23 protein-coding genes are annotated in these 20,722 nt (G+C 67.8%); 7 read left to right on the forward strand and 16 right to left on the reverse strand.

Translation table 11 applies throughout. From position 1 onward, the window contains the following. Positions 1-5: 5 nt before the first annotated feature. The 4 genes from KBY93_RS02175 to pheS form a co-directional block, all read right to left on the reverse strand. Entirely contained in the window at positions 6-461 is a 456-nt protein-coding gene (locus tag KBY93_RS02175) for a DUF192 domain-containing protein (RefSeq protein WP_255092594.1), read from the reverse strand. A 124-nt stretch (positions 462-585) separates the two neighbouring features. Beyond that, on the reverse strand, positions 586-1,254 hold the full coding sequence (locus KBY93_RS02180; protein ID WP_255092595.1) for a response regulator transcription factor: 669 nt from the start codon (positions 1,252-1,254) through the stop codon (positions 586-588). Beyond that, positions 1,251-2,207 (reverse strand): NAD(+) kinase, encoded by a 957-nt coding sequence (locus KBY93_RS02185; protein ID WP_255092596.1) that lies wholly within the window; start codon positions 2,205-2,207, stop codon positions 1,251-1,253. Before KBY93_RS02185 ends, KBY93_RS02180 begins: the two co-directional genes overlap by 4 nt. Before the next feature lie 61 nt (positions 2,208-2,268). Then, positions 2,269-3,276 (reverse strand): phenylalanine--tRNA ligase subunit alpha, encoded by a 1,008-nt coding sequence (gene pheS / locus KBY93_RS02190; RefSeq protein ID WP_255092597.1) that lies wholly within the window; start codon positions 3,274-3,276, stop codon positions 2,269-2,271. Positions 3,277-3,356: 80 nt separating this feature from the next. Between pheS and surE the strand changes: the two genes are divergently transcribed. Further along, on the forward strand, positions 3,357-4,151 hold the full coding sequence (gene surE, locus KBY93_RS02195) for a 5'/3'-nucleotidase SurE (RefSeq protein ID WP_255092635.1): 795 nt from the start codon (positions 3,357-3,359) through the stop codon (positions 4,149-4,151). Here surE and KBY93_RS02200 read toward each other — a convergent pair. Beyond that, complete coding sequence (locus tag KBY93_RS02200) at positions 4,136-4,717, reverse strand: DUF3611 family protein (protein ID WP_255092598.1); 582 nt, start codon at positions 4,715-4,717, stop codon at positions 4,136-4,138. The genes surE and KBY93_RS02200 overlap by 16 nt on opposite strands. A gap of 69 nt (positions 4,718-4,786) precedes the next feature. On the opposite strand from KBY93_RS02200, the gene KBY93_RS02205 reads away from it, so the two are divergent. The 4 genes from KBY93_RS02205 to KBY93_RS02220 are packed head-to-tail and all read left to right on the forward strand — an operon-like array spanning position 4,787 to position 8,244. Beyond that, a complete protein-coding gene (locus KBY93_RS02205) occupies positions 4,787-5,866 on the forward strand; it encodes a bifunctional riboflavin kinase/FAD synthetase (RefSeq protein ID WP_315856375.1) in 1,080 nt (359 codons plus the stop codon). Between the two features lie 40 nt (positions 5,867-5,906). Beyond that, on the forward strand, positions 5,907-7,007 hold the full coding sequence (locus KBY93_RS02210) for a thiamine phosphate synthase (RefSeq protein WP_255092599.1): 1,101 nt from the start codon (positions 5,907-5,909) through the stop codon (positions 7,005-7,007). Continuing rightward, positions 7,004-7,237, forward strand: a complete 234-nt coding sequence (gene thiS, locus KBY93_RS02215; RefSeq protein WP_255092600.1) for a sulfur carrier protein ThiS — start codon at positions 7,004-7,006, stop codon at positions 7,235-7,237. The genes KBY93_RS02210 and thiS overlap by 4 nt, the downstream gene beginning before the upstream one ends. 29 nt (positions 7,238-7,266) lie before the next feature. Further along, complete coding sequence (locus tag KBY93_RS02220; RefSeq protein ID WP_255092636.1) at positions 7,267-8,244, forward strand: DUF1517 domain-containing protein; 978 nt, start codon at positions 7,267-7,269, stop codon at positions 8,242-8,244. Here KBY93_RS02220 and larB read toward each other — a convergent pair. The 5 genes from larB to era all read right to left on the reverse strand — a co-directional run bounded on the left by larB (position 8,213) and on the right by era (position 12,194). Further along, positions 8,213-8,926 carry a nickel pincer cofactor biosynthesis protein LarB gene (larB, locus tag KBY93_RS02225; protein WP_255092601.1) on the reverse strand — a complete coding sequence of 238 codons (714 nt, stop codon included), beginning with the start codon at positions 8,924-8,926 and terminating at the stop codon, positions 8,213-8,215. The two genes, KBY93_RS02220 and larB, sit on opposite strands and share 32 nt — an antisense overlap. Beyond that, a complete protein-coding gene (locus tag KBY93_RS02230) occupies positions 8,923-9,297 on the reverse strand; it encodes a TIGR03792 family protein (RefSeq protein WP_255092602.1) in 375 nt (124 codons plus the stop codon). Before KBY93_RS02230 ends, larB begins: the two co-directional genes overlap by 4 nt. A gap of 79 nt (positions 9,298-9,376) precedes the next feature. Continuing rightward, on the reverse strand, positions 9,377-10,600 hold the full coding sequence (gene trmD, locus KBY93_RS02235) for a tRNA (guanosine(37)-N1)-methyltransferase TrmD (RefSeq protein ID WP_399222384.1): 1,224 nt from the start codon (positions 10,598-10,600) through the stop codon (positions 9,377-9,379). Between the two features lie 11 nt (positions 10,601-10,611). Beyond that, the gene (locus tag KBY93_RS02240; protein ID WP_255092603.1) at positions 10,612-11,100 is read right to left on the reverse strand and encodes a phycobiliprotein lyase; all 489 of its coding nucleotides are present in this window, start codon (positions 11,098-11,100) and stop codon (positions 10,612-10,614) included. A gap of 62 nt (positions 11,101-11,162) precedes the next feature. Beyond that, a complete protein-coding gene (gene era, locus KBY93_RS02245; protein ID WP_255092604.1) occupies positions 11,163-12,194 on the reverse strand; it encodes a GTPase Era in 1,032 nt (343 codons plus the stop codon). 31 nt (positions 12,195-12,225) lie between these two features. Between era and KBY93_RS02250 the strand changes: the two genes are divergently transcribed. Further along, the gene (locus tag KBY93_RS02250) at positions 12,226-12,753 is read left to right on the forward strand and encodes a hypothetical protein (protein WP_255092605.1); all 528 of its coding nucleotides are present in this window, start codon (positions 12,226-12,228) and stop codon (positions 12,751-12,753) included. A gap of 22 nt (positions 12,754-12,775) precedes the next feature. On the opposite strand, the gene KBY93_RS02255 is transcribed toward KBY93_RS02250, so the two are convergent. From KBY93_RS02255 to KBY93_RS02275, 5 genes are all read right to left on the reverse strand, one after another. Beyond that, positions 12,776-13,510: a Bax inhibitor-1 family protein gene (locus tag KBY93_RS02255; RefSeq protein WP_255092606.1), complete on the reverse strand. Its 735-nt coding sequence runs from the start codon at positions 13,508-13,510 to the stop codon at positions 12,776-12,778. 82 nt (positions 13,511-13,592) lie between these two features. Next, a complete protein-coding gene (locus tag KBY93_RS02260) occupies positions 13,593-14,591 on the reverse strand; it encodes a PhoH family protein (RefSeq protein WP_255092607.1) in 999 nt (332 codons plus the stop codon). Between the two features lie 11 nt (positions 14,592-14,602). Then, the gene (rpsP, locus tag KBY93_RS02265; RefSeq protein WP_094554641.1) at positions 14,603-15,040 is read right to left on the reverse strand and encodes a 30S ribosomal protein S16; all 438 of its coding nucleotides are present in this window, start codon (positions 15,038-15,040) and stop codon (positions 14,603-14,605) included. Positions 15,041-15,136: 96 nt separating this feature from the next. Next, positions 15,137-16,555, reverse strand: a complete 1,419-nt coding sequence (ffh, locus tag KBY93_RS02270) for a signal recognition particle protein (protein WP_255092608.1) — start codon at positions 16,553-16,555, stop codon at positions 15,137-15,139. A gap of 92 nt (positions 16,556-16,647) precedes the next feature. After that, positions 16,648-18,516 carry an IMS domain-containing protein gene (locus KBY93_RS02275; protein ID WP_255092609.1) on the reverse strand — a complete coding sequence of 623 codons (1,869 nt, stop codon included), beginning with the start codon at positions 18,514-18,516 and terminating at the stop codon, positions 16,648-16,650. Between the two features lie 125 nt (positions 18,517-18,641). Between KBY93_RS02275 and pdhA the strand changes: the two genes are divergently transcribed. Next, positions 18,642-19,739 carry a pyruvate dehydrogenase (acetyl-transferring) E1 component subunit alpha gene (pdhA, locus tag KBY93_RS02280; protein ID WP_255092610.1) on the forward strand — a complete coding sequence of 366 codons (1,098 nt, stop codon included), beginning with the start codon at positions 18,642-18,644 and terminating at the stop codon, positions 19,737-19,739. Positions 19,740-19,741: 2 nt separating this feature from the next. Here the strand turns inward: pdhA and KBY93_RS02285 are convergent, their stop codons facing one another. Next, positions 19,742-20,668: a sigma-70 family RNA polymerase sigma factor gene (locus KBY93_RS02285; protein WP_255092611.1), complete on the reverse strand. Its 927-nt coding sequence runs from the start codon at positions 20,666-20,668 to the stop codon at positions 19,742-19,744. Positions 20,669-20,722 lie beyond the last annotated feature (54 nt).

Below are 20,722 nucleotides of genomic sequence, written 5' to 3' on the forward strand. Positions count from 1 at the left end.
CGAACCTATGGAGCTTCCGGCTCCCGGAGCCGGATCACGGCAACGCTGCCCTCGCGGATGCCCAGGGCCGCCGCCTCGCCCGCGTCGAGCTCCACCACCCCATCGGCCGGTTCGCCGGGGCCGTAACTGGGGCAGGGCAGCCGCGGGCAGGGCTGCACGTTGGCCTGGATGGCGATCACCCGCCCCTCGCGGATGAACAACATGTCGAGCGGGGTGAGGGTGCGGTGCATCCAGAAGCTCACGGCCTGGGCCGGCTCAAAGCGGAACCACATCCCCCGCAACCGTCCAAGCGCCGGCCGCTGCATCAGGCCCCAGGCGTACTGACGGGGGGTGCGGGGCACCTCCAGCTGGATACAGGTCGGTGGCAGCGTGCTCGCCGCGGTCTCGGCACGCTCCAGGCACCATTCCGCCTCAATCGGCAGGAACTGGGGGGGAGCGGCTGGCGAACGGCTGTCCGCCATGGCGGGCCGAGGGTCCGTGTGAAACCCCGCCGCCAGCAGCCCGGTCGTCAGCAACCCAGTCGTCAAACTGAGGGCGAGCAGGGAACCAGCTCTCAACGGGCTTCTCATCACGCTGCAGGACGTCTCATGTCGCCGGCCGCTCCGGCTTCGGCGGCCTTTCACACAGGCAGTAGCCCCGGCCGCGCACGGTGTGGATCAGGCGCTGCTCACCCTGTTCCTCCAGCTTCTGGCGCAGGTAGCGGACATACACCTCCACCACGTTGCTGGCGGCTCCCCCCTGGTCGTTCCACACCTCAGCGAGGATCTGCTCGCGGCTGAGCACCATCCCAGGCTGTCGCATCAGGGCGAGCAGCAACTGGTACTCGCGGGCGGTGAGCGCGAGCAGACGCCGCCCCCGCCGCACCTGCCTGCTGGCGGGATCCAGGTGCAGATCAGCGAGTTGCAGGGGCGGCACCTGGCCGCGGTTGTCGCCGCGGATCTGCAGGTGCAGGCGCAGTCGCATCAGCAGGTCACTGCCGCCGGCGCTGGAGAGCCAGAAGTCGTCGGCGCCGGAGCTGAAGCAGCGGGAGCGAGCCTCGACGCTGTCGCTGACCAGATCCAGCAGGATCGGCACATCCTCCAGAATCATTCGCAGGGTTGGAATCGTGGCCACCCCATCCGCTCCCGACACAAGCACCGCCGCCGGCGGATCGGGCAGGGCACCCACCGGCGCGGTGCGGTAACCGGAGGCCTCCAGGCGCGGCGCCAGCGCTTCGGCCTCCCCCCCCACCAGCAGGATCAGGGGTCCGTTCACAGGCGTGCACCGGCGCCGGGGCCGGGGCCGTCACGGCCGCCGAACTCCCCATTATCGGGCTTGGCCACATGGGGCAGGCCCCAGCCCAGCTTGTTGCGCAGCACCTGGAAGAACTCGTGGTCCTGCAGGCGCACGAACCGGGCTGGATGGGGGCTGCGGCGGATCAGCACGCGGTCTTCCGGCCACACGTAGCAGCCGGCGCTGCCATCCACCACCATCATCAGCCGCTCGGGGGTGGCGGGAAAAACCGTCACCGGTTCCTGGTCGCTGAACACCAGGGCGCGGGAGGCGAGGGAATGGGGTGCGATCGGGGTGAGCTGCAGCACCGGGCAGTCGGGGGTGATCACCGGTCCGCCGGCGCTGAGGGCATAGGCGGTGGATCCGGTGGGGGTCGAGAGGATCACCCCATCGGCGGAGATGTCCACCGGCACGTGGCGACCGATGGCGATCTCGAAATGGCACATGCTGGTGAGCGGTTCCCGGTGCAGGGCCATCTCGTTGAGGCAGAGCACTTCCCAGCGGCGCTGGTCGCCTCGCATGACGCTGACAATCAGCATCGTGCGTTCCTCCACGGTCCAGCGGCCGGTGAGGAGCTGCTCCATCGCCCCATCCAGCTCGCTGAGGTAGGCCTCGGCCAGAAAGCCCAGGTGGCCGGTGTTGACCGTAAGGATCGGCACGCCGATCGGAGCGGTCTGGCGCGCGGCGGAGAGCACGGTACCGTCGCCCCCCAGCACCACCGCCAGGCTCATGTCGGGGTGAAAGCTCGCCGGCACGCAGGCGCTGAAACCACGGCTGCGCAACTGGTGGTCGGGATTGGCGAAACCCACCATCCCGCCGGAGCTGCTCACTCGCAGCACGCTGGTGCCGGCCGCTTCCAGGCGGCTCTGGATGACATCGGCCGTCTTGACGGCCAGATCCTTGCCATCGTTGACGATCAGTCCGACGCAGGGCACCGGTCGGAGGCGAGAACCAGTCGAGTTTATGAGGAGCCTTCCGGCCGCGGCCCGATTGCCATCAGAACTGCTCCAGGAAGCGCAGGTCGCTGGTGAACAGCCGGCGGATGTCGTCGATGCCGTGGCGCACCATGCAGAACCTCTCCACCCCCAGGCCAGCGGCGAAACCGCTCCAGCGCTCTGGATCAAGCCCCAGTCCCTCCAGCACCGCCGGATCCACCATCCCGCAGCCCATCACCTCCAGCCAGCGCCCCCGCCATTGCACGTCCACCTCCGCCGAAGGCTCGGTGAAGGGAAAGTAGCTGGCCCGGAAGCGCACCGGCAGATCGCCGAAAAACTGCTGCAGAAAGGTGGTGACGGTGCCGCGCAGGTGGCTGAAATCCAGCCCTTCATCGATTGCCAGCACTTCCACCTGGTGGAACACGGGCGAATGGGTGGCATCCACCGCATCGCGCCGGTACACCCGGCCGGGCGCCACGATCCGCACCGGTGGCGGGTTGCTCTCCAGATGGCGGATCTGCACCGGCGAGGTATGGGTGCGCAGCAGCCGGTCACCGGGTAGATAAAAGGTGTCCTGCATGTCCCGGGCCGGATGGTGCGGCGGGATGTTCAGGGCCGTGAAGTTGTAGTAGTCGGTTTCCGCCTCGGGCCCCTCTTCAACCCGGTAACCGAGCCCGGCGAAGATGTCGACGATCTCCTCGATCGTGCGGATCAGCGGGTGGCGGTGCCCCACCGGCACGTAGCGGCTCGGGGCGGTCACATCAAGCCGTTCCCCCGCCAGCTTTTCGGCCATCGCGGCGCCCCGCAGCCCCTCCAGCCGCTGGCCCATCAGCGCCTGCACCTGCTCCTTGAGCACGTTGGCCCGCTGGCCCACCAGGGGCCGCTCGGACGCATCGAGCTTGCCCATGGCCCCCAGCACTGCCGAGAGGCGCCCCTTCTTGCCCAGCAGTCCCACCCGCAGCCCTTCCAGCTCAGTGGTGTCTGAGGCTGCAGCGATCGAGGCCACCGCTTCGGCTTCGAGAGCATCGAGCTGGTCGGTGAGCTGCTGCAGGCTGATCGTGGCGCTCACGAATCGGGGGCGGTAAAGATCGACTGTACGGAGCGAGCCTGCCTAAGTTGCCGCCTGCGCCCATGCCCCTGCCGGTCCCGATGTCCAGCCTGCGGATCCTGATCAGCAACGACGACGGGGTGTTCGCCGAGGGGATTCAAACCCTGGCGGCCGAAGCGGTGGGGCGTGGCCATGTGGTCACGGTGGTCTGCCCCGACCAGGAGCGCTCCGCCACCGGCCATGGCCTCACCATGCAGACACCGCTGCGGGCGGAGCGGGCCGACCGGCTCTTCGCCGATGGCGTCACCGCCTGGGCCTGCAGCGGCACCCCCTCCGACTGCGTCAAGCTCGCCCTCGGCCGGCTGCTGAGCGCCCCGCCCGACCTGGTGCTCTCCGGCATCAACCACGGCCCCAACCTGGGCAGCGACGTCTTCTATTCCGGCACGGTTTCAGCGGCGATGGAGGGCACCCTCGAGGGGCTGCCGGCCCTGGCGGTCAGCAGTGCCTGCTTCGACTGGCGCCAGTTCGCTCCGGCCGCCGTGCTCGCTCTCGATGTGGCCGAAGCGGCCCTGGCCGGGGCCTGGCCGGAGGGCCTGCTGCTCAACCTCAACGTGCCGGCCCTGCCGATCGAGCGGATCGGTTCCCTGCGCTGGTGCCGCCCGGCTGTGCGCCGATACCGCGACCAGTTCGACCAGCGCACCGACCCCCGCGGGCGCACCTATTACTGGCTGGCCGGTGAGGTGGTCGATGACCTGGAATCCGCCACCGCCGGCCCCCGCGACTGGCCCACGGACGTGGCCCAGATCCATGCCGGCGGTGCTGCCCTCACCCCGCTGCAGCCTGAGCTGTTCTGGCGGGGTGGTCTGGAGGACCTTCCGGTTCAGCTGGGGCGGTGAACACGCTGCAGCAGCCAGAGGCTCATCCACAGGCCGATCAGGTGGGCGAACAGCACCTGGGTGTTGCTCAGCACCGAGAGCATCTCGAGTGAGGTGATCGGCAGCCCCATCAGGCCGCCGCGGGTGCCGGGCGGTACCGCCAGCTGCGCCCCGAAGAAGCCGGGGACCTGCATTGAAGCCTGCACGAACAGACTGCCGGCCAGGGCCTGATAACCCACCGCTGCCAGGGTGAGCCCGGCCAGATCGGCCAGGGCGCCCCGTTTGATCAGGCGGCTGGTTTCGCCGCGGCTGGGGCGGGCGGGACTGGCCAGGGCCTGGCCGCAGCGCACCACCAGCCAGCTCTGCCAGAGGCACCAGAGCAGCACGAAAAATGACAGGGTGGTCAGTGACAGCCCGGGACCGAGCCCGAGGGAGCGGGCACTGTTGGCCGCCAGGCGGCCGCCGATGTTGTTGAACAGCAGCACCCCCACCACCACGACCCCGAGGGCCAACTGGGTCCAGAAACGGATCCAGCCCACCCGGCGCAGGGCAGCCGAGACCAGCTGAAGATCGAGGCGGTCAACCATCGGAGCGCGGAACCGGGAGGGGGCGGAGCGTCACAAACTTGCCACGGCCAGCAGCGCAGGAACCCCCCCATGGCTGGAACCCCCATGGAAGGATGGTTTCCAAGCCGGGCCCCGTCCGATTCCTTGATTCCCCTGCGCTCCCCCCAGGACGCGATGCGGCCCACCGCCGTCGCCCTGGGCAGTTTCGATGGCCTGCACCAGGGGCACCGCCGGGTGATCGCCGCCATCGCCGCCGCCCCCACCCCAGGGCTGATTCCCACGGTGGTGAGTTTCTGGCCCCATCCGCGCGAGCTGCTCTACGGCGAACCGCGCTTACGCCTCGATCTCCCCGGCGAGAAGCTGACCCTGCTCGAGCCCTACGGCATCCGCCAGCTGGTGCTGGTGCCCTTTACCCGCGCCCTTTCCCTGCTCAGTCCTGAGGCGTTCGTGGAACAAGTGCTGGTGGGGGAGCTCCAGGCCAGGGAGGTGGCCGTGGGCGAGAACTTCCGTTTCGGCCATGACCGGGCCGGTGATACCGCCAGCCTGCGGGAGATCGGAGGGCGCCATGGTCTGCGGGTGCTGGTCTCCTCGATGCTTTGGGACGGGGCCGAGCGGATCAGCAGCAGCCGCATCCGCCGGGCCCTGGCCGCCGGCGCCATCGACGAGGCCAACCGCCTGCTGGAGCGTCCTTACCGCTTCAGCGGCCGGGTCGTGCGCGGGCGGGGGCTGGGCCGGCAGCTCAGTTGGCCCACGGCCAATCTTCAGGTGGACGGCCGCAAGTTCCTGCCCCAGGAGGGGGTCTATGCCGCCTGGGTGCGCAAGCTCGGGCCCGTCGAGGCAGGCGAGGCGCTGCTGCCCTGTGGCGCTCCCATGGCTGCAGTGATGAACCTGGGTCCCCAGCCCACGGTGGACCCCCTGGCCCCTTCGGCGGTGGAAGTGCACCTGCTGGACCGTGATCTGGAGCTGGTGGGCCGTGATCTGGAGGTGGAGCCGGTGCAGCTTCTGCGCCGCCAGCAACGCTTTGCCGGCCTGGAGGAACTCAGCCACCAGATCGGCGTGGACGCGGCGCTGGCCCGTAACCTTCTGCTCCCTGGAGTCTCAGGGGGCGTAAGCGTTGCTCAGACCCCAGCCGATGAAGGCGGCGATGCCCCCGAGCAGCAGGATTCCTGAGATCAGCACCAGCATCGGACTGTCACCACCGCCGAATTCCATGGCCACCGAGCTGGAGTCGCCATCACCTTACGCAGGTTCCGCTCCTTTGACTGCCGCCCCGACAACGCCTGAGCCAGCCGTGCTGCGCCTGCTCGATGCCAACCTCGACCGTGCCCGCGAAGGCCTGCGGGTGCTGGAAGACTGGTGTCGCTTCGGCCTCGACCGCCAGGATCTGGTGGCTCGGCTCAAGGACCTGCGCCAGCGCCTGGGCCGCTGCCACCTCCCCTCCTACAAGGCGGCCCGCCACACCGCCAGCGATTGGGGAGCGGGCCTGGCCCATCCAGCCCAGGCCGAGCGAACGCAACCCGCCCAGGTGGTGGCCGCCAATGCCGGCCGTGCCCAGGAGGCACTGAGAGTGCTGGAGGAGTTCGGCCGCGCCAGTGATCCGCTTCTGGCCGCCGAGGCTGCAGCCATCCGCTACGCCCTCTACGACCTGGAGGTGGATCTGATGCGGGCCTGTGGTGCTGCAGCGGGCCGCCGTGACCAGCTGCTCCGCTGCCATCTGTATCTGATCACCAGCCCATCGACCCACCTGCTCGAAACCGTGGCCGCGGCCCTTGAGGCGGGGGTGCGCCTGGTCCAGTACCGCGCCAAGGAGAGCGCCGACCTGGAGCGCTGGCAGGAGGCCCGTGGCCTGCGCCAGCTCTGCTCACGCCATGGTGCCCTTTTCATCATCAATGACCGGGTGGATCTGGCCCTGGCGGTGGAGGCCGATGGGGTGCACCTGGGCCAGGGAGATCTGCCCCCCGCCGAGGCGCGCCGCCTGTTGGGTCCGGATCGCCTGATCGGCCGCAGCACCCACCGGATCGAGCAGTTGCATCAAGCAGTGGCCGATGGCTGCGATTACGTGGGCGTTGGCCCCATCAACGCCACCCCGACCAAGCCCGGCCGTGAACCAGTGGGCCTGGCCTACGTGCATCAGGCAGCGGCTGAAAGCCCGATTCCGTTCTTCGCGATCGGAGGGATCGATGCCACCACCCTGGCGCCGGTCCAGGCGGCGGGTGGCCGCCGGGTGGCGGTGGTGAGAGCGATCATCGAGGCGAGCGATCCGGGCGCGGCCAGCCTCGGGTTGCTCAAGACCCTGGGGGAGGAGGCATGAGCGAGGAGCACTGGGCCAGCGGCAGCCTCAGGATCCAGCTCAACGGGGAAGCGCGCACCTGCCCGGCTCAGCTTCCACTGCTGGAGGTGTTGTGCCACTTCGGCTATGAACCTCGGCTGGTGGTGGTGGAGTTCAACGGCGACATCCTGCCCCGCACGGCCTGGGCCCAGCAGGCCGTTGGTGAGGACGCCGTACTGGAGGTGGTCACCATCGTGGGGGGTGGTTCCTAGATTCAGCGCACTCGCTTCGGGTGACACCTGTGTCCCCTCGTCCTTTTCCGATCGGTTTCGCCAGGCTCCGCCGGCTTTCCCTGCTGGTCCTGATGCCGCTCCTGGCCAGTGGCCTGCTGCTGCTGTCATCGCCGGCCCCCAGCTGGGCGGCCCGCGGTGGGCGCATCGGCGGCGGCAGCTTCCGCTCGGCTCCCTCCATGCCTCGCAGTTACAGCGGCGGTGGCGGCGGCTATCAGGGTGGCTACGGCGGTGGCGGTTACCGCGGTGGCTATGGGGGCGGGATCGGTTTCCCCTTCCTGATCCCCATTTTCGGTTTCGGCGGCGGGGGGCTCTTCGGCTTCCTGATCCTCATGGCGATCGCTGGTTTTCTCGTCAACACCCTGCGCGGTGCTGGCGGCGGCATGACCAGTGGCGGCGGTGGTTCCCTGGCTGCTGCTCCCCGCGCTGATGGACCGGTCACCATCGCCCAGTTGCAGGTGGGTCTGCTGGCTTCTGCCCGTGAACTTCAGGACGATCTGCGCCGCCTGGCCGCTACCGCCGACACCACCGGCAGCATCGGTCTGCAGCGCCTGCTCCAGGAAACCAGCCTGTCTCTGCTGCGCCAGCCCGACCTCTGGGTTTACGCCAACAGCGAACTGGGTCAGGTGCCCTTCGCCAGCGCTGAATCCACCTTCAATCGCCTCTCCATGACCGAGCGCAGCAAGCTGCGCAGTGAGGTCACCTCCAACGTGAGCGGTCGGCGCTTCCAGGATGAAGCCGCCGCCAGTGGCCCCACTGATGCCACCAGCGATTTCATCGCCGTCACCCTGCTGGTGGCAAGCCGGGGCCGCATTCCCATCAAGACCATCAGCAGCGCCGATGATCTGCGCGATGCCCTCGGCGTGATCGGCGCTGTTTCAGTCGGCGATCTGATTGCCCTGGAGGTGATCTGGCAGCCGGAGGGCAAGGGAGAAGTTCTCAGCACTGAGGAGCTGCTTACGGCCTATCCGCAGCTGCAGCACCTCTGAGTGCCAACAGGATGCGCAGGGCCGCCATGGCGGCCCCGTAGCCGTTGTCGATGTTCACCACACTCAGCCCAGGGGCGCAGCTGGCCAGCATCCCGTTGAGGGCGGCCACCCCACCGGCACTCACGCCATAGCCCACCGACACTGGAACGCCGATCACCGGCTGGGGCAGCAGCCCCGCCAGCACGGTTGGCAGCGCGCCTTCCATGCCGGCGCAGGCGATCAGCACCTGGGCGCCCCGCAGGCGCGGCAGCTCCTCCAGCAACCGGTGCAAACCGGCCACACCCACATCAACCACCAGTTCGGTGCGCACCCCATGGCAGCGCAGAGCCAACTGGGCTTCATGGGCCACGGGCAGATCACTGGTGCCGCCGCAGAGCACCTGCACCAGCCCCAGAGCCAGATCCTCGCTGGGCAGAGCGCCGCTGGTCAGGCAGCGGGCCAAGCGGTGGTGATCCAGGTCGGCGGCGATCTCGGGTCGTTCGCGTTGGAGCCATTCCTTGATCGCCGCGGCTTTCTCGGCGGTCACCCGGGTGACCAGAGCGAGCTCACCGGCCTGGTGCAGGCGCTCGAGGATCACCGTGATCTGATCGACGTCCTTGTTCTCACCCCAGACAGCTTCCAGCATTCCCAGCCGCTCGCGCCGCCCCAGATCAAGCCGCGCCAGTTGCTCGGGAGGTGTCATTGGGGGATCAGCTCACCGCTGAATAGCAAGGGAAAAGGATGGGGATCGCTGCGGCCGGTTCCGCGGCGCGCCAGCTGATCGAAACATTCCTGCACCCGCTCCACCTCGGCGGCGGCGATGCCCTGCCACTGGGGACGGCTGGCCCAGTTGATCAACAGCACTCCCTCTTCGCTGGTGGAATCCCAGTAAACCCGCCGCTCGAGGAAGCCGCTCTGCTTCTGCAACCAGGGCTCCCAGCTCTGCCGCTCAGCCACCAGCCAGGCCTCCCGATCGGCAGCGGGCACCTTCAGGCGCAGGATTTCAACCACCGTCTGCAGCTCGACAACGTTGCCGGCACCCATGGAGCTGGTGCTCACGCTGGATGGGGGCACGGAAGCGCCTGCAGCTGCCACGTTGGCGGGTGTCACACCCAGAAGCATGGTCACCATCAACAGGGCCAGTACCCAAAACCTACCCATTCCCATCTCCTGAGCGCCCCAGCAGCGCCACGGCGTGGCAGGCGATTCCCTCTTCACGTCCAGTGGGACCAAGGGTCTCATTGGTGGTGGCCTTGATGCCCACCTGGTCAGGATTGAGTCCCATGCGTTGGGAGAGCGCGGCGCGCATGGCGGCGATATGGGGCCGCAGCTTCGGGCGCTCGGCGACCACCACCGTATCCACGTTCACCACCTGCCAGCCGCGCTCGCGCACCAAGGCCATCACCTGCTCCAGCAGCACCAGGCTGTCGGCACCGCGCCAGCGCTCTTCGTCCGGGGGGAAGTGCTGGCCGATGTCTCCCAGGCTGAGGGCACCCAGCAGGGCATCCATCAGGGCGTGCACCAGCACGTCGGCGTCGCTGTGGCCATCGAGGCCCAGCCCGGCGGGGTGTTCCAGAGTCTGGCCTCCCAGGATCAGCGGGCGGCCCGGCACCAGCCGGTGGATGTCGTAGCCGTTGCCGATCCGCATCTGCATGCCCCCATCCTGAAGGTTGGTGGCCTCCAGCCCTGCCGCGCTCTGCTGCTCCCGCCAGCGGCGGTGCAGGTCGGGGCGCCGCCGCTTCGTGCGCTCCTGTTGCTGCTGGGCCCGCCAGCGGGCGATGGCGCCGTGGTCGCCGCTGCGCAGCACCTGCGGCACCGCCAGGCCCCGGAACTCGGCCGGACGGGTGTAGTGGGGGTGCTCCAGCAACAGGGCGCTGTGGCTTTCCTCCAGCAGCGACTCGGCGCAGCCCACCGTGCCCGGCAGCAGCCGCACCACGCCGTTGATCAGCACCATGGCTGCCAGCTCGCCGCCGGTGAGCACGAAATCCCCCAGTGACACCTCCTCGTCAGCGAGGCTGCGGATGCGCTCGTCGAAGCCCTCGTAGTGGCCGCACAGCAGCACGAGTTGGTCGTGCTCCCGGGCCCAGCGCTGCAGGTCGGCCTGACGCAGGGGCTGACCCTGGGGGCTGAGCAGCAGCACCCGGCGCCGCTCCAGCACGGGGATCGACTCGAAGGCCGCGAACACCGGCTCCGGCTTGAGCACCATGCCTGCCCCGCCGCCGTAGGGCTGGTCGTCGACCTTGCGGTAGCGATCGCTGGCGTGATCGCGGGGGTTGTGGGTATGCAGTTCGGCGATGCCGGCGTTGAAGGCCCGCCCGATCACGCCGAGGCTGGCGAGCGGCGCAAACGACTCGGGAGCCAGGCTCACCACATCCATCCGCATCGCCTTCAGCTCTCTGCTGGGGCCGGGCGGCTGACGCGGCGGATCTCCGAGCAGAAACTGGCCTGCTCCGGCTGGCCATCGGCGCCGTTGATGATCACGCTGCGCAGGCGCAGGTTCGGTTTGGTGAACCAGATCCGCTCGCGCTGCTCCTGACCATCGCTGGCGATCACCAGCTCCAGGCTGCCGTCGGGCCACAGCTGCCAGTGGCCGATGCTGCCCTCGGCGCCCAGCAGAATTCCGCCGGCCTCGAAGTCGAGCTGTCGTGCCTGGCCATCTGGAGCCGTCACTTCCAGCCCACCCAGGGAGCGGCCAGGTGCGCCCGGGCGCAGGCTCACTCCCAGGTCGCCGCGGTTGCTGTCATGCCAGGCGTCATCGTCCCCGCTGGCGGCCGTGGTGGCCTCCATCCGACTGCGCAGCACCATCCACTGACCGGCGCAGAGGTCGAGAAAAGCTTGCAGATCCTCGGGGGGGAAGGCGGGGCTGGTGCCGTTCACGGCGGGGGCGCGCTCTGGCACTCCATCCTCTCAGTCGCCGTAGCAGGCCGCAGAGGCGGCCCTCAGTCGCCGCGGTAGCCGAGTTCTGCCAGCCGCGCCGGGTTGCGCCGCCAGTTGGGCACCACTTTCACGAACAGCTCCAGATACACCGGCCCGTCAAACACTTTCTGCATCTGAGCCCTGGCTCCGCTGCCGATCTCCTTGAGCATCTGGCCGCGTTTGCCGATCAGGATTCCCTTCTGGCTGGAGCGCTCCACCAGCACCGTGGCCAGCACAGCGATGCGCTTGCCGTCTTCGACGATCCGCTCCACCTGCACGGCCACGGAGTGGGGCACCTCCTCCCGGGTGAGAGTCAGCACCTGCTCACGGATCAGCTCCGCCAGCAGCAGTTGCTCTGGTTGATCGCTGACTGCATCCGGCGGATAGAGATGGGGGCCGAGGGGCAGCCGAGCAGCCAGGGCCTCCACCAGCTCGGCGCAGCCCGCACCGTTGCTGGCGCTGCAGGCCAACAACGGCCAGTCGCTGCGGCGCTGACCGGGATCGGCCGGATCGGCGCGCTGATCGGAGAGCGTCAGCAGCTCCCGGTAGCTGGCTTCCAGTTCGGCCGCTCTGGCGGGGTCCACCAGATCGCTCTTGTTGAGTGCCACCAGCACTGGCGCACGGCTGAAGCGCAGCAGCTCCACGATGAAGCCATCGCCGCGTCCTGCCGGCTCGCTGCCATCCACCAGCAACAGCACCACATCCACATCGCCGATCGCGGCGCGAGCGGTTTTCACCAGACGCTCCCCCAGCAGGTGATGGGGCTTGTGGATGCCGGGGGTATCGAGCAGCACCAGCTGGGCGCTGGGGGTGGTCAGGATGGCCCGCAGCCGGTTACGGGTGGTCTGGGCAACTGGGGAGGTGATCGCCACCTTCTCGCCCACCAGGCGATTGAGCAGGGTCGACTTGCCGACATTCGGGCGCCCGATCAGGGCCACGAAGCCGGAGCGAAAGCCTTCGGGAGCTTGCTGCGGAAGTGGTGGAGGCAGCGGCACAGGCAGCGCTGCGCCCAGCTGCTGATCCGGTTCGATCTCGCTCGGGCCAGGCTTGTCCATAACCTCAACACTGCCAGCCCACCGATCCGTGATGACGGCTTCAACCCCAGCGACCCCCACCTTTCCCCAGGCGATGGAGATCGCGGCGGCCTGGCTGGGCCACTGGGAGAACGGCGAGCTCAGTGATGAGGTGCTTGCGGATCGGGTGGGAGAGCTGGTGGCCAGCCTCGATGGCGCTCGCGGCTTCTTCGTGGTGGCCCTAACCCATGACACCCCGCTGATGGACCGGCTGCCCGAGGCCCTGGTGCTGAGCCTGCGCCAGGCCGGTGATGGGGTGGTGGATCTCAGTGCCCGCAACCTGGCCATGAGCACGGCTATGGCCTTGCATCACGAGCGAGCTGGTGATGATGGCCAGCGGGCTGGCTCCATGCGCGTTGGCCGCCGTTGCACTGAACTGCTGCGACTGCTTGAGCCAGTGGCGGTGAAGCGTCGTTTGGAGGTGCTGCTGGCCGGTGCCGAGGGATCCGGGGATGATCTGGCATTCCTGGATCGCTGGGGCTACGACCAGGCCCAGCGTCAGGCCATCCGCTCAGCTGTGCTGGCGGTGGCCGACGACTGAGGAGAACCGAGAGCCTGGTGGCTCAGTCGCGGCGACTACCGCCGTTGAGGGCGATGATCAGCCGCAGGATGAAGATGAACAGGTTGATGTAAGTGAGGTACATGCCCAGGGCGCCGGCCAGATACTGGTCGTCGCTGTAGGTGCGGGGCATGGTGTAGAAGTCGAGGAAGGCGGCTCCCACGAACAACACGGTGCCGAAGCCGGCGATCAGCAGCTCAAAGCCGCTGCCACCGAAGCCCGGAATGAAGATGCCGCCCACGATCTGGATGACCATGGCGATGATCAAGCCGAGGATGCCCAGGCCCACCACACCAGCCAGGGCCTGACCGATGGAGTCGCTCATGCGACGCCCCACCACGGAGGCGATCAGGAAGGTGATGCCAGTGGCCAGGGTGGCGGTGCCGATGGCGCCGACCCCAGCGACGCTGAGGGCGTAGGCCACGATCCCGCTGAGGGTGAAGCCGGTGATCAGGCTGTAGGCCGTGAGGATCGGCAGGGCCGTGCCGTTGTTCCCCTTGGTGGCCGCGCTCTGGGCCACGAAGAAGAGGATGAAATTGCCGATCAGGGCGACCCAGAACAGGGGCATGAACAGCCCTGGGCTGCTGGCCATCAGGGTGAGGCCCCCCATCACGCCGGCGGCGGTGAGCACCATGCCACCACCCACGTAGGGCAGTGCCTTGTTGACGACGTTGGGACCGACCAGCGCGCCCTGCTGGGCCTCGCGGATCGCTTCCTGGAAATTGCTGCTGGCTGGCATGGGACCAGGGAACTCAGTTCTCACCATCCTGCCAGTGTCGGCGGGGTGTGAGTGTGCGGTTCTCCCCATCTCCGCTGGGCGCTCATCCCCGCTGGGCCGTCCGGGGAGGTCCGGCCGAGTCGCGGCGGGCGTAGGCCTGCACCATGCGCTGGACCAGAGGATGGCGGACCACATCGGCAGCTGTGAGGTGGCAGATCGCCACGCCCTCCACATCCGCCAGTACGCCGGCGGCTTCCACCAGGCCACTGAGCTGGTCGCGGGGCAGATCCGACTGGGTGGGATCCCCGGTGACCACCATCCGCGAGTTCTCCCCCAGCCGGGTGAGCACCATGCGCATCTGGGCGGTAGTGGTGTTCTGGGCCTCGTCAAGGATCACGAAGGCATCGGCCAGGGTGCGGCCGCGCATGTAAGCCAGCGGCGCCACCTCAATCACCCCTTTCTCCAGCAGAGCTGTGGTGCGCTCCGCCCCCAGCAGCCCGTGCAGGGCGTCGTAGAGCGGCCTGAGGTAGGGATCGACCTTCTGCTGCAGATCCCCGGGCAGGAAGCCCAGTCGCTCGCCGGCCTCAACCGCGGGCCGGGTGAGGATCAATCGCTCCACCCGCCGCTCCTGGAGCATGCGTACAGCCTGAATCGTGGCAAGGAACGTCTTGCCGGTGCCGGCTGGTCCCAGGGCGAGCGTGAGATCGTGGCGCTCCATCGCCTCGACGTAGGCCTTCTGGCGCACCGTGCGGGCGCGCAGCAGCTTGCCGCTCTGACTGCGAGCCAGCACCTGCTGAGAGAGTTCGCGATGCTCGCTGCTGCGGCCGGTGTCAAGGGCGGTGAGGGCGGTCTGCAGATCCACAGCCCCGATCGCCTGACCCTCCGCCCAGAGGGGCCGCAACAACTCCACCAGGGCCGAGGCCCGCTCCAGCTGAGGGGCCTTGGCCTGGATCACCAGTTGCAACCCCCGCAGTACCAATGAGGCCCCGGTGAGGGCCTCAAGGCGATGCAGGGTCGCTTCGGCCTCCCCTGCCAGGGCAAGGGCGGCTTCCTGGTGGGGAAGATCGATCGAAAAGCAGGGAAGCGTTTCAGCCCCGGCCATGGGCCGTCCGCTCAGGCATCGGCGCTGACGGCCTCGGTTTCAGACTCGGCGGCAGCAGCGGCTGCGGCTTCAGCAACCTTGGCGGCTTCGGCAGCAGCAGCCTCGGCTGCAGCGGCAGATTCAGCAGCAGCGGCCTTCGCGGCTTCCTTCACCGCTGACTCGCGGGCGGCGGCCTGCTTGGCCTTGCCGACGGTTTCACCGGGACGGATGGTTTTCTCGATCAGGCCGCCCTTCTCGAGCAGGGAGCGGACGGTGTCGGTGGGTTGGGCGCCTTGGCTCAGGCGCACCCGGATGGCTTCGGCGTCCAGGCGGGTTTCCTTGGTGCGGGGGTTGTAGAAGCCCAGCTCCTCAAGCGGCAGACCGTCCCGCCGGGACGTGCTGTTGGTGGCTACCAGACGGAAACTCGCTTCCCGTTTCTTGCCGAACCGCTTCAGGCGGAGCTTGATCATCGTTGCCTTGCCTTGCTGACTTAGTGAATGGGGTGGACGGAAATTCCGCCTGGCGGTTGGTTCAGCCGCCAATTGACGACCATACCTTGCCGCCCATCAGAGCTGGCCGAATCCCTTGCGCTTCTTGGCTGGACGACTGGCCTTGCGGGAGCCACCGCCCCGCCCTGCCGCGGCCGGCATTCCAGGCATTCCAGGCATCCCCGGCATTCCGGGCATGCCGCCGCGGGTCATCTGCTGCATGAAGCCGCGCATCTTCTGGAAGTCGGCGAGCACCTTGTCGACATCGGCGGGGCTGTGGCCGCTGCCTGCCGCGATCCGCCGCCGCCGTGAGGGCTGGGCCGCCAGCAGTTGGGGCTGCTCCCGTTCAGCTGCCGTCATCGAGCCGATCATCGCCTCGATCTTCCTGAGCTGCTCTTCCCCCTGCTTGAGCATGCCGTCGTCGATCTTGTTCATGCCCGGGATCAGCTTCATCAGGCCGCCAAGGGAGCCCATGCGCTTGATCAGGCGCATCTGCTGCAGGAAATCAGAGAAGTCGAACGAGGCTTCCTGCAGCTTCTGCTGCATCCGCTCCACATCGGCCAGCTCCACCTCCTTGGAGGCCTTCTCCACCAGGGTGAGCACGTCGCCCATGCCCAGGATGCGGCTGGCCATCCGCTCGGGGTGAAAGGGCTGCAGCGCCTCCACCTTCTCGCCGGTGCCGATGAACTTGATCGGAGCACCGCTCACTTTGCGGATCGAAAGGGCAGCTCCACCGCGGGAGTCGCCGTCGAGCTTGGTGAGCACTGCCCCGGTGAGGCCCACCTGCTCGTGGAAGGCGCGGGTGAGCTCAGCCGCCTCCTGGCCGATCATCGAATCCACCACCAGCAGCACCTCATCGGGCTGGCAGGCAGCGCGGATGCGCACCATCTCCTCCATCATCGATTCATCGATCTGGAGCCGGCCGGCGGTGTCCACCAGCACCGTGTCGAAGCCCTCCTCCTTCGCTTTGGCGATTCCGGCGGCGGCGATGTCTTCGGGCCTGACGTCAGCTCCAAGGCTGAAGACCTCCACCCCGATCTGCTTCCCCAGCGTCTGCAGCTGGTCGATGGCGGCGGGCCGGTAGACGTCGGCGGCCACCAGCAGCGCCCGTTTCCCCTGTTCCTTGAGGTGCAGCCCGAGCTTGGCGGTGGCGGTGGTCTTGCCGGCCCCTTGCAGACCCGCCATCAGGATCACCGTCGGGGCCTGATCCGCCACCGCCAGCGGGGCGTTCTCGCCGCCCATCACCTCCACCAGAGCCTGATGCACCAGCTGGATGAACTGCTGGTCGGGGCTGACGCCACGCACCACCTCGGCGCCCACCGCCTTGGCGCGCACCTCTTCGATGAACCCCTTGACAACCTCCAGGCTCACATCGGCCTCGAGCAGGGCACGGCGCACCTGTTTGAGAGCCCCCTCCACGTTGCTTTCCGTGATCCGGTCCTGGCCCTTCAGGCTCTTGACCGCATCCTCAAAACGCTGGGAAAGCTCGTCGAACATGGCGTAGTTGAAGGGGTGAGCCCAGGCGGCTGGATCGTTGAACCAGACCCTGACACAGCGGCAGGGGACCCTGCCGATCAGGGCATGAACCCTCAGCGGCGACTGCGGAAATCAGCCAGTTTCCAGGTGCCGCCATCGCGGGCGAACACATAGATATTGCGCAGTTCGGCTTTGGTTCTGGGCTGGATAACCTTGCCGCCTGCACGGCGCTCCTCGCTGTAGTCGAGCTGCACATCGGCTTCGATGCGCCGTGGACTCTGGTTGATGACCTTGAACTGCTGAATCCTTGCCTGCACCTGTTGCTGCTCCCCCCTGGCTTTGAGTGTTCGGGCCTGGGAGCGCAGATCTGCCACCAGGGCCGGGCGGGCGAGCTGATCGAGGTTGGCCTGGCTGTTGCCTCCGTCCAGAATGGCTGCCTTGGCCGCTAACCAGTCGTCAAGCAGCCGGCGCACCTCCTCCTGGCTGGGGGCGTCACTGGTGAGAGGGGCTGGGGTGGTGAGTGCCGATTGTGCCGGTCTGGGGCTGGTGGGGGCCTGGCCACTGACGGGGGGAGAAGCCAGCGGCGGTGCTGCCGGCCGGGGACGCATCACCAGCCAGAGGCCGGCGATCAGAGCTGCCCCAGCGGCCAGGGTGATCCCGGCCAGGGCCAGAGGCCTGGTGGTCCGTGGTCGTTGCTCACTGACCACCGCTTCAGGGGGCGGCTCCAGCTCGGGCATGGCCCAGCCCGCAGCGGTCGCCGCGATTGGATCCGCTGCTTTGGTCATAACAGCCTGACCGCGGGCCTGACGGCGATCCTGCTGATCCACGAAGGCCTGCACATCGCGGTCGGCGAAGTAGGCCTCGAGATCGGCATCCACCTCGATGTCCCGGTAGCCGGGGAGGACGTCCCGCCCCAGCCAGTCGCGGCAGTAAGCGCAGAGCTGGGCGAGGGGGGCATCGGCCTGTTCTTCTGCCCAGGCCTTGAGATCGGGCCCCGCTCCGGAGCTGAAATGCTGCACGGCCGGCTCGATCTGGCCGAGCAGCAGATGCAGGCAGGCCAGCAGGGGCTGGATGCCTGGCTGGGCGGAGGCCTCCAGACGGCCCTGGGCAGCAGCGATGCGCTCAGGCTTGCGCTGGGCGAAGCCTGAGGCGGTGAGGGCGTAGCAGGCCAGGAACTCCGCCGTCGCCGAGCCGCCCCGGGCCCAGCGGTCGAAGAGATCCACCTGTTCCTGGACGGTGAGGAAGAGCCGGATCTGCTTGATGAAGGCCTGGAAGTCGTCGCGGGGCAGGGTGGGATCGTCTTCGCCCTCCAGCCCTCCGCGGCGGTTCACGAGGCTCTCGAGGAGCTCCAGACCTTCGCCCCGCTCCTGGGTGGCTGTGAGAGGCCGGCTGACCAGACCCAGCACCCGGAAGGGCAGCAACGCGTGCAGGTCATTGGAGAGCTGCAGCCGCTGATCAGGCAACTGGCCCATGCGTTGCAGTTGCTGGAGGCCTTGCTGCAGGAGCTTGGCCGCGGCCTCGTAGTGGCGCTGGTCACGCATCTCCGCGGCGGCGGCGCGGCAGGCCAGGGCCGCCAGCAGGCAAAGGTCGGCTTCGCGGCCGCTGCCCAGGGCCGGAGCCTGGGGAGGCTGCAGGCAAGCAATGGTGGCCTCGAAGGCCTCAAGCGGCATCCCCGCCTCCAGCAGCAGCATCAGGCCACCGAGTTCCTTGGATGGCGCCACGTCGAGGCCAGCTGCCAGCCCTTCCCCTTCGCTGCCCTGCTCGATCGCCATCAGCTGGGCCTCGTAGGCCTGGCGGCGCTGGGTATCGGAGAGCACGTCGGCACTGGCCTCGAGCAGATCGGCCCGGGCCCGGATCGCCTCCAGGGTGAAGCCCTGATCAGGCACCTTCTCCAGGCGATGCTGAAGGGTGTGCAGCACGTTCTGGGCATCGCTCGCCGGGCTCACGCCGAGCAGACGGAAGTGGTCGATCGGCAGTTCCAACCCCGGAAGCTCGCGGGCCCTTGATCCTGGGCGTTGGGGCGAGTGTAGGCAGCGGCATCGATTTTGACCTTTCCTGCTCAGGCCTCCCCCTACAGTTGGTTTCAACAGCCTCGACTCCCTTTGCCATGACTCAGGAGATCGCCGCCACACTCCAGAGCGCCGTCGATGGGGCTGCCGCAGCAGCAGCCGGCAGCCACGCCGAACGCCTGGCGGCGCTCTACCCGGCGGGTCCGGCCACGGTGAGCCGTGAGGAGGGCCTCACCCTCTACCGCGACATGACCCTCGGTCGTCGCTTCGAGGACAAGTGCGCCGAGATGTACTACCGGGGCAAAATGTTTGGCTTCGTTCACCTCTATAACGGCCAGGAGGCCGTTTCCACCGGGGTGATCAAGGCGATGCGCGCCCAGCACGACTGGTTCTGCAGCACCTACCGCGACCACGTCCATGCCCTCAGTGCCGGGGTGCCCGCCCGCGAGGTGATGAGTGAGCTGTTCGGCAAGGCCACTGGCTGCAGCAAGGGCCGGGGCGGCTCTATGCACCTGTTTTCCAAGGAGCATCACCTCCTCGGGGGTTATGCCTTCATCGGCGAAGGCATTCCGGTGGCTCTCGGCGCCGCCTTCACCAGCCGCTACAAGCGCGATGCCCTCGGTCAGACCGACAGTGATGCTGTCACTGCGGCGTTCTTCGGCGATGGCACCTGTAACAACGGTCAGTTCTTCGAGTGTCTGAACATGGCGGCGCTCTGGAAGTTGCCGATCCTGTTTGTCGTCGAGAACAATAAATGGGCGATCGGTATGGCCCACGACCGCGCCACCAGTGATCCGGAGATCTGGCGCAAGGCCGCCTCCTTCGGCATGGCGGGTGAAGAGGTCGACGGCATGGACGTGCTGGCGGTGCGCGCCGCAGCCCAGCGTGCCGTGGAGCGTGCCCGGGCCGGCGAGGGTCCAACCTTGCTGGAGTGCCTCACCTACCGCTTCCGCGGCCATTCCCTGGCCGACCCCGACGAGCTGCGCAGCGAAGCGGAGAAGGACTTTTGGGCCAAGCGGGATCCGCTCAAGGCCCTCGCTGCCCATCTCACCAGTCACGGTCTGGCCAGCTCCGATGACCTCAAGGCGATCGAGAAGGAGATCGACGCCGAGGTGGCCGATGCCGTTCAATTCGCCGTCGCTGCACCCGAGCCCGACCCCAGTGAGCTCACCCGCTACATCTGGGCCGAAGACTGACTTCAGAGCTGGTTGGGCAGCCTGCTCGTGAGGCCGCGCAGTTTGCGCAGTGCCTTCAATTCCACCTGCCGCACCCTCTCCCGTGACACCTCGAGCAGGCGCCCGATCTCAGCAAGGGTGTGACGATCATGCCCATCCAGGCCGAAGCGCAGGTCAAGCACCTGCCGTTCCTGCTCGGTTAGGTAACTGAGCCAGCGCTCCAGCTGTTCGTGGTGCATGCCCCGCTCCACCTGGTCGAGTGGTTCGTCGTGGCTGGAGTCGGCGATCAGATCACCAAGGAAACTGCGCCCCTCCTCTCCATTCACAGGAGCATCCAGGCTGGATGTGGTCAACGACTGGCGCAGCAGCCCATCGAGTTCCTCGATCGGGATCGCCATCGCTTCAGCGATCTCGCTGCGGCTGGGCATGGCTCCGAGTTTGTGGGCCAGCTCCAGACTGACGCGGCGCACGGCGCTGAGTCGTTCGCTCAGGTGCACCGGCAGACGGATCGTGCGGGACTGGCAGGCGATCGCGCGGGTCATGCTCTGGCGGATCCACCAGAAGGCATAAGTGGAGAATTTGTAGCCGCGGGTGGGATCGAACTTTTCTACGGCCCGCTCCAGGCCCAGCGAGCCTTCCTGGATCAGATCGAGAAGCTCCAGTCCCTTGCCCTGGTACTTCTTGGCGACACTGACCACCAGACGCAGGTTGGCCTTCATCATGCGCTCTTTGGCGCGACGACCCACGCGCAGGAGCTGCTTGTGGCGAACGCTGGGCGGATCCTCCACACCCGAATCGATCAGTTGCATCATGGCCTGCACCTGGTTGCCCAGTTCAATCTCCTCGGCTGGAGTGAGCAGGGGCACCCGTCCGATCGTGCCCAGATACCAGCTGATTGGATCGCTCCCCCGCCGCCGCTGCTCGCGGGGCTGAAGGGTGGAGGCTGTCATGAGCCGATCCGGAAAGTCCATTCAATGTCTGATGAACTGAATAGCAAGTGATGT

It is taken from the genome of Synechococcus sp. J7-Johnson (assembly GCF_024345795.1).
Taxonomy (GTDB): domain Bacteria; phylum Cyanobacteriota; class Cyanobacteriia; order PCC-6307; family Cyanobiaceae; genus Regnicoccus_A.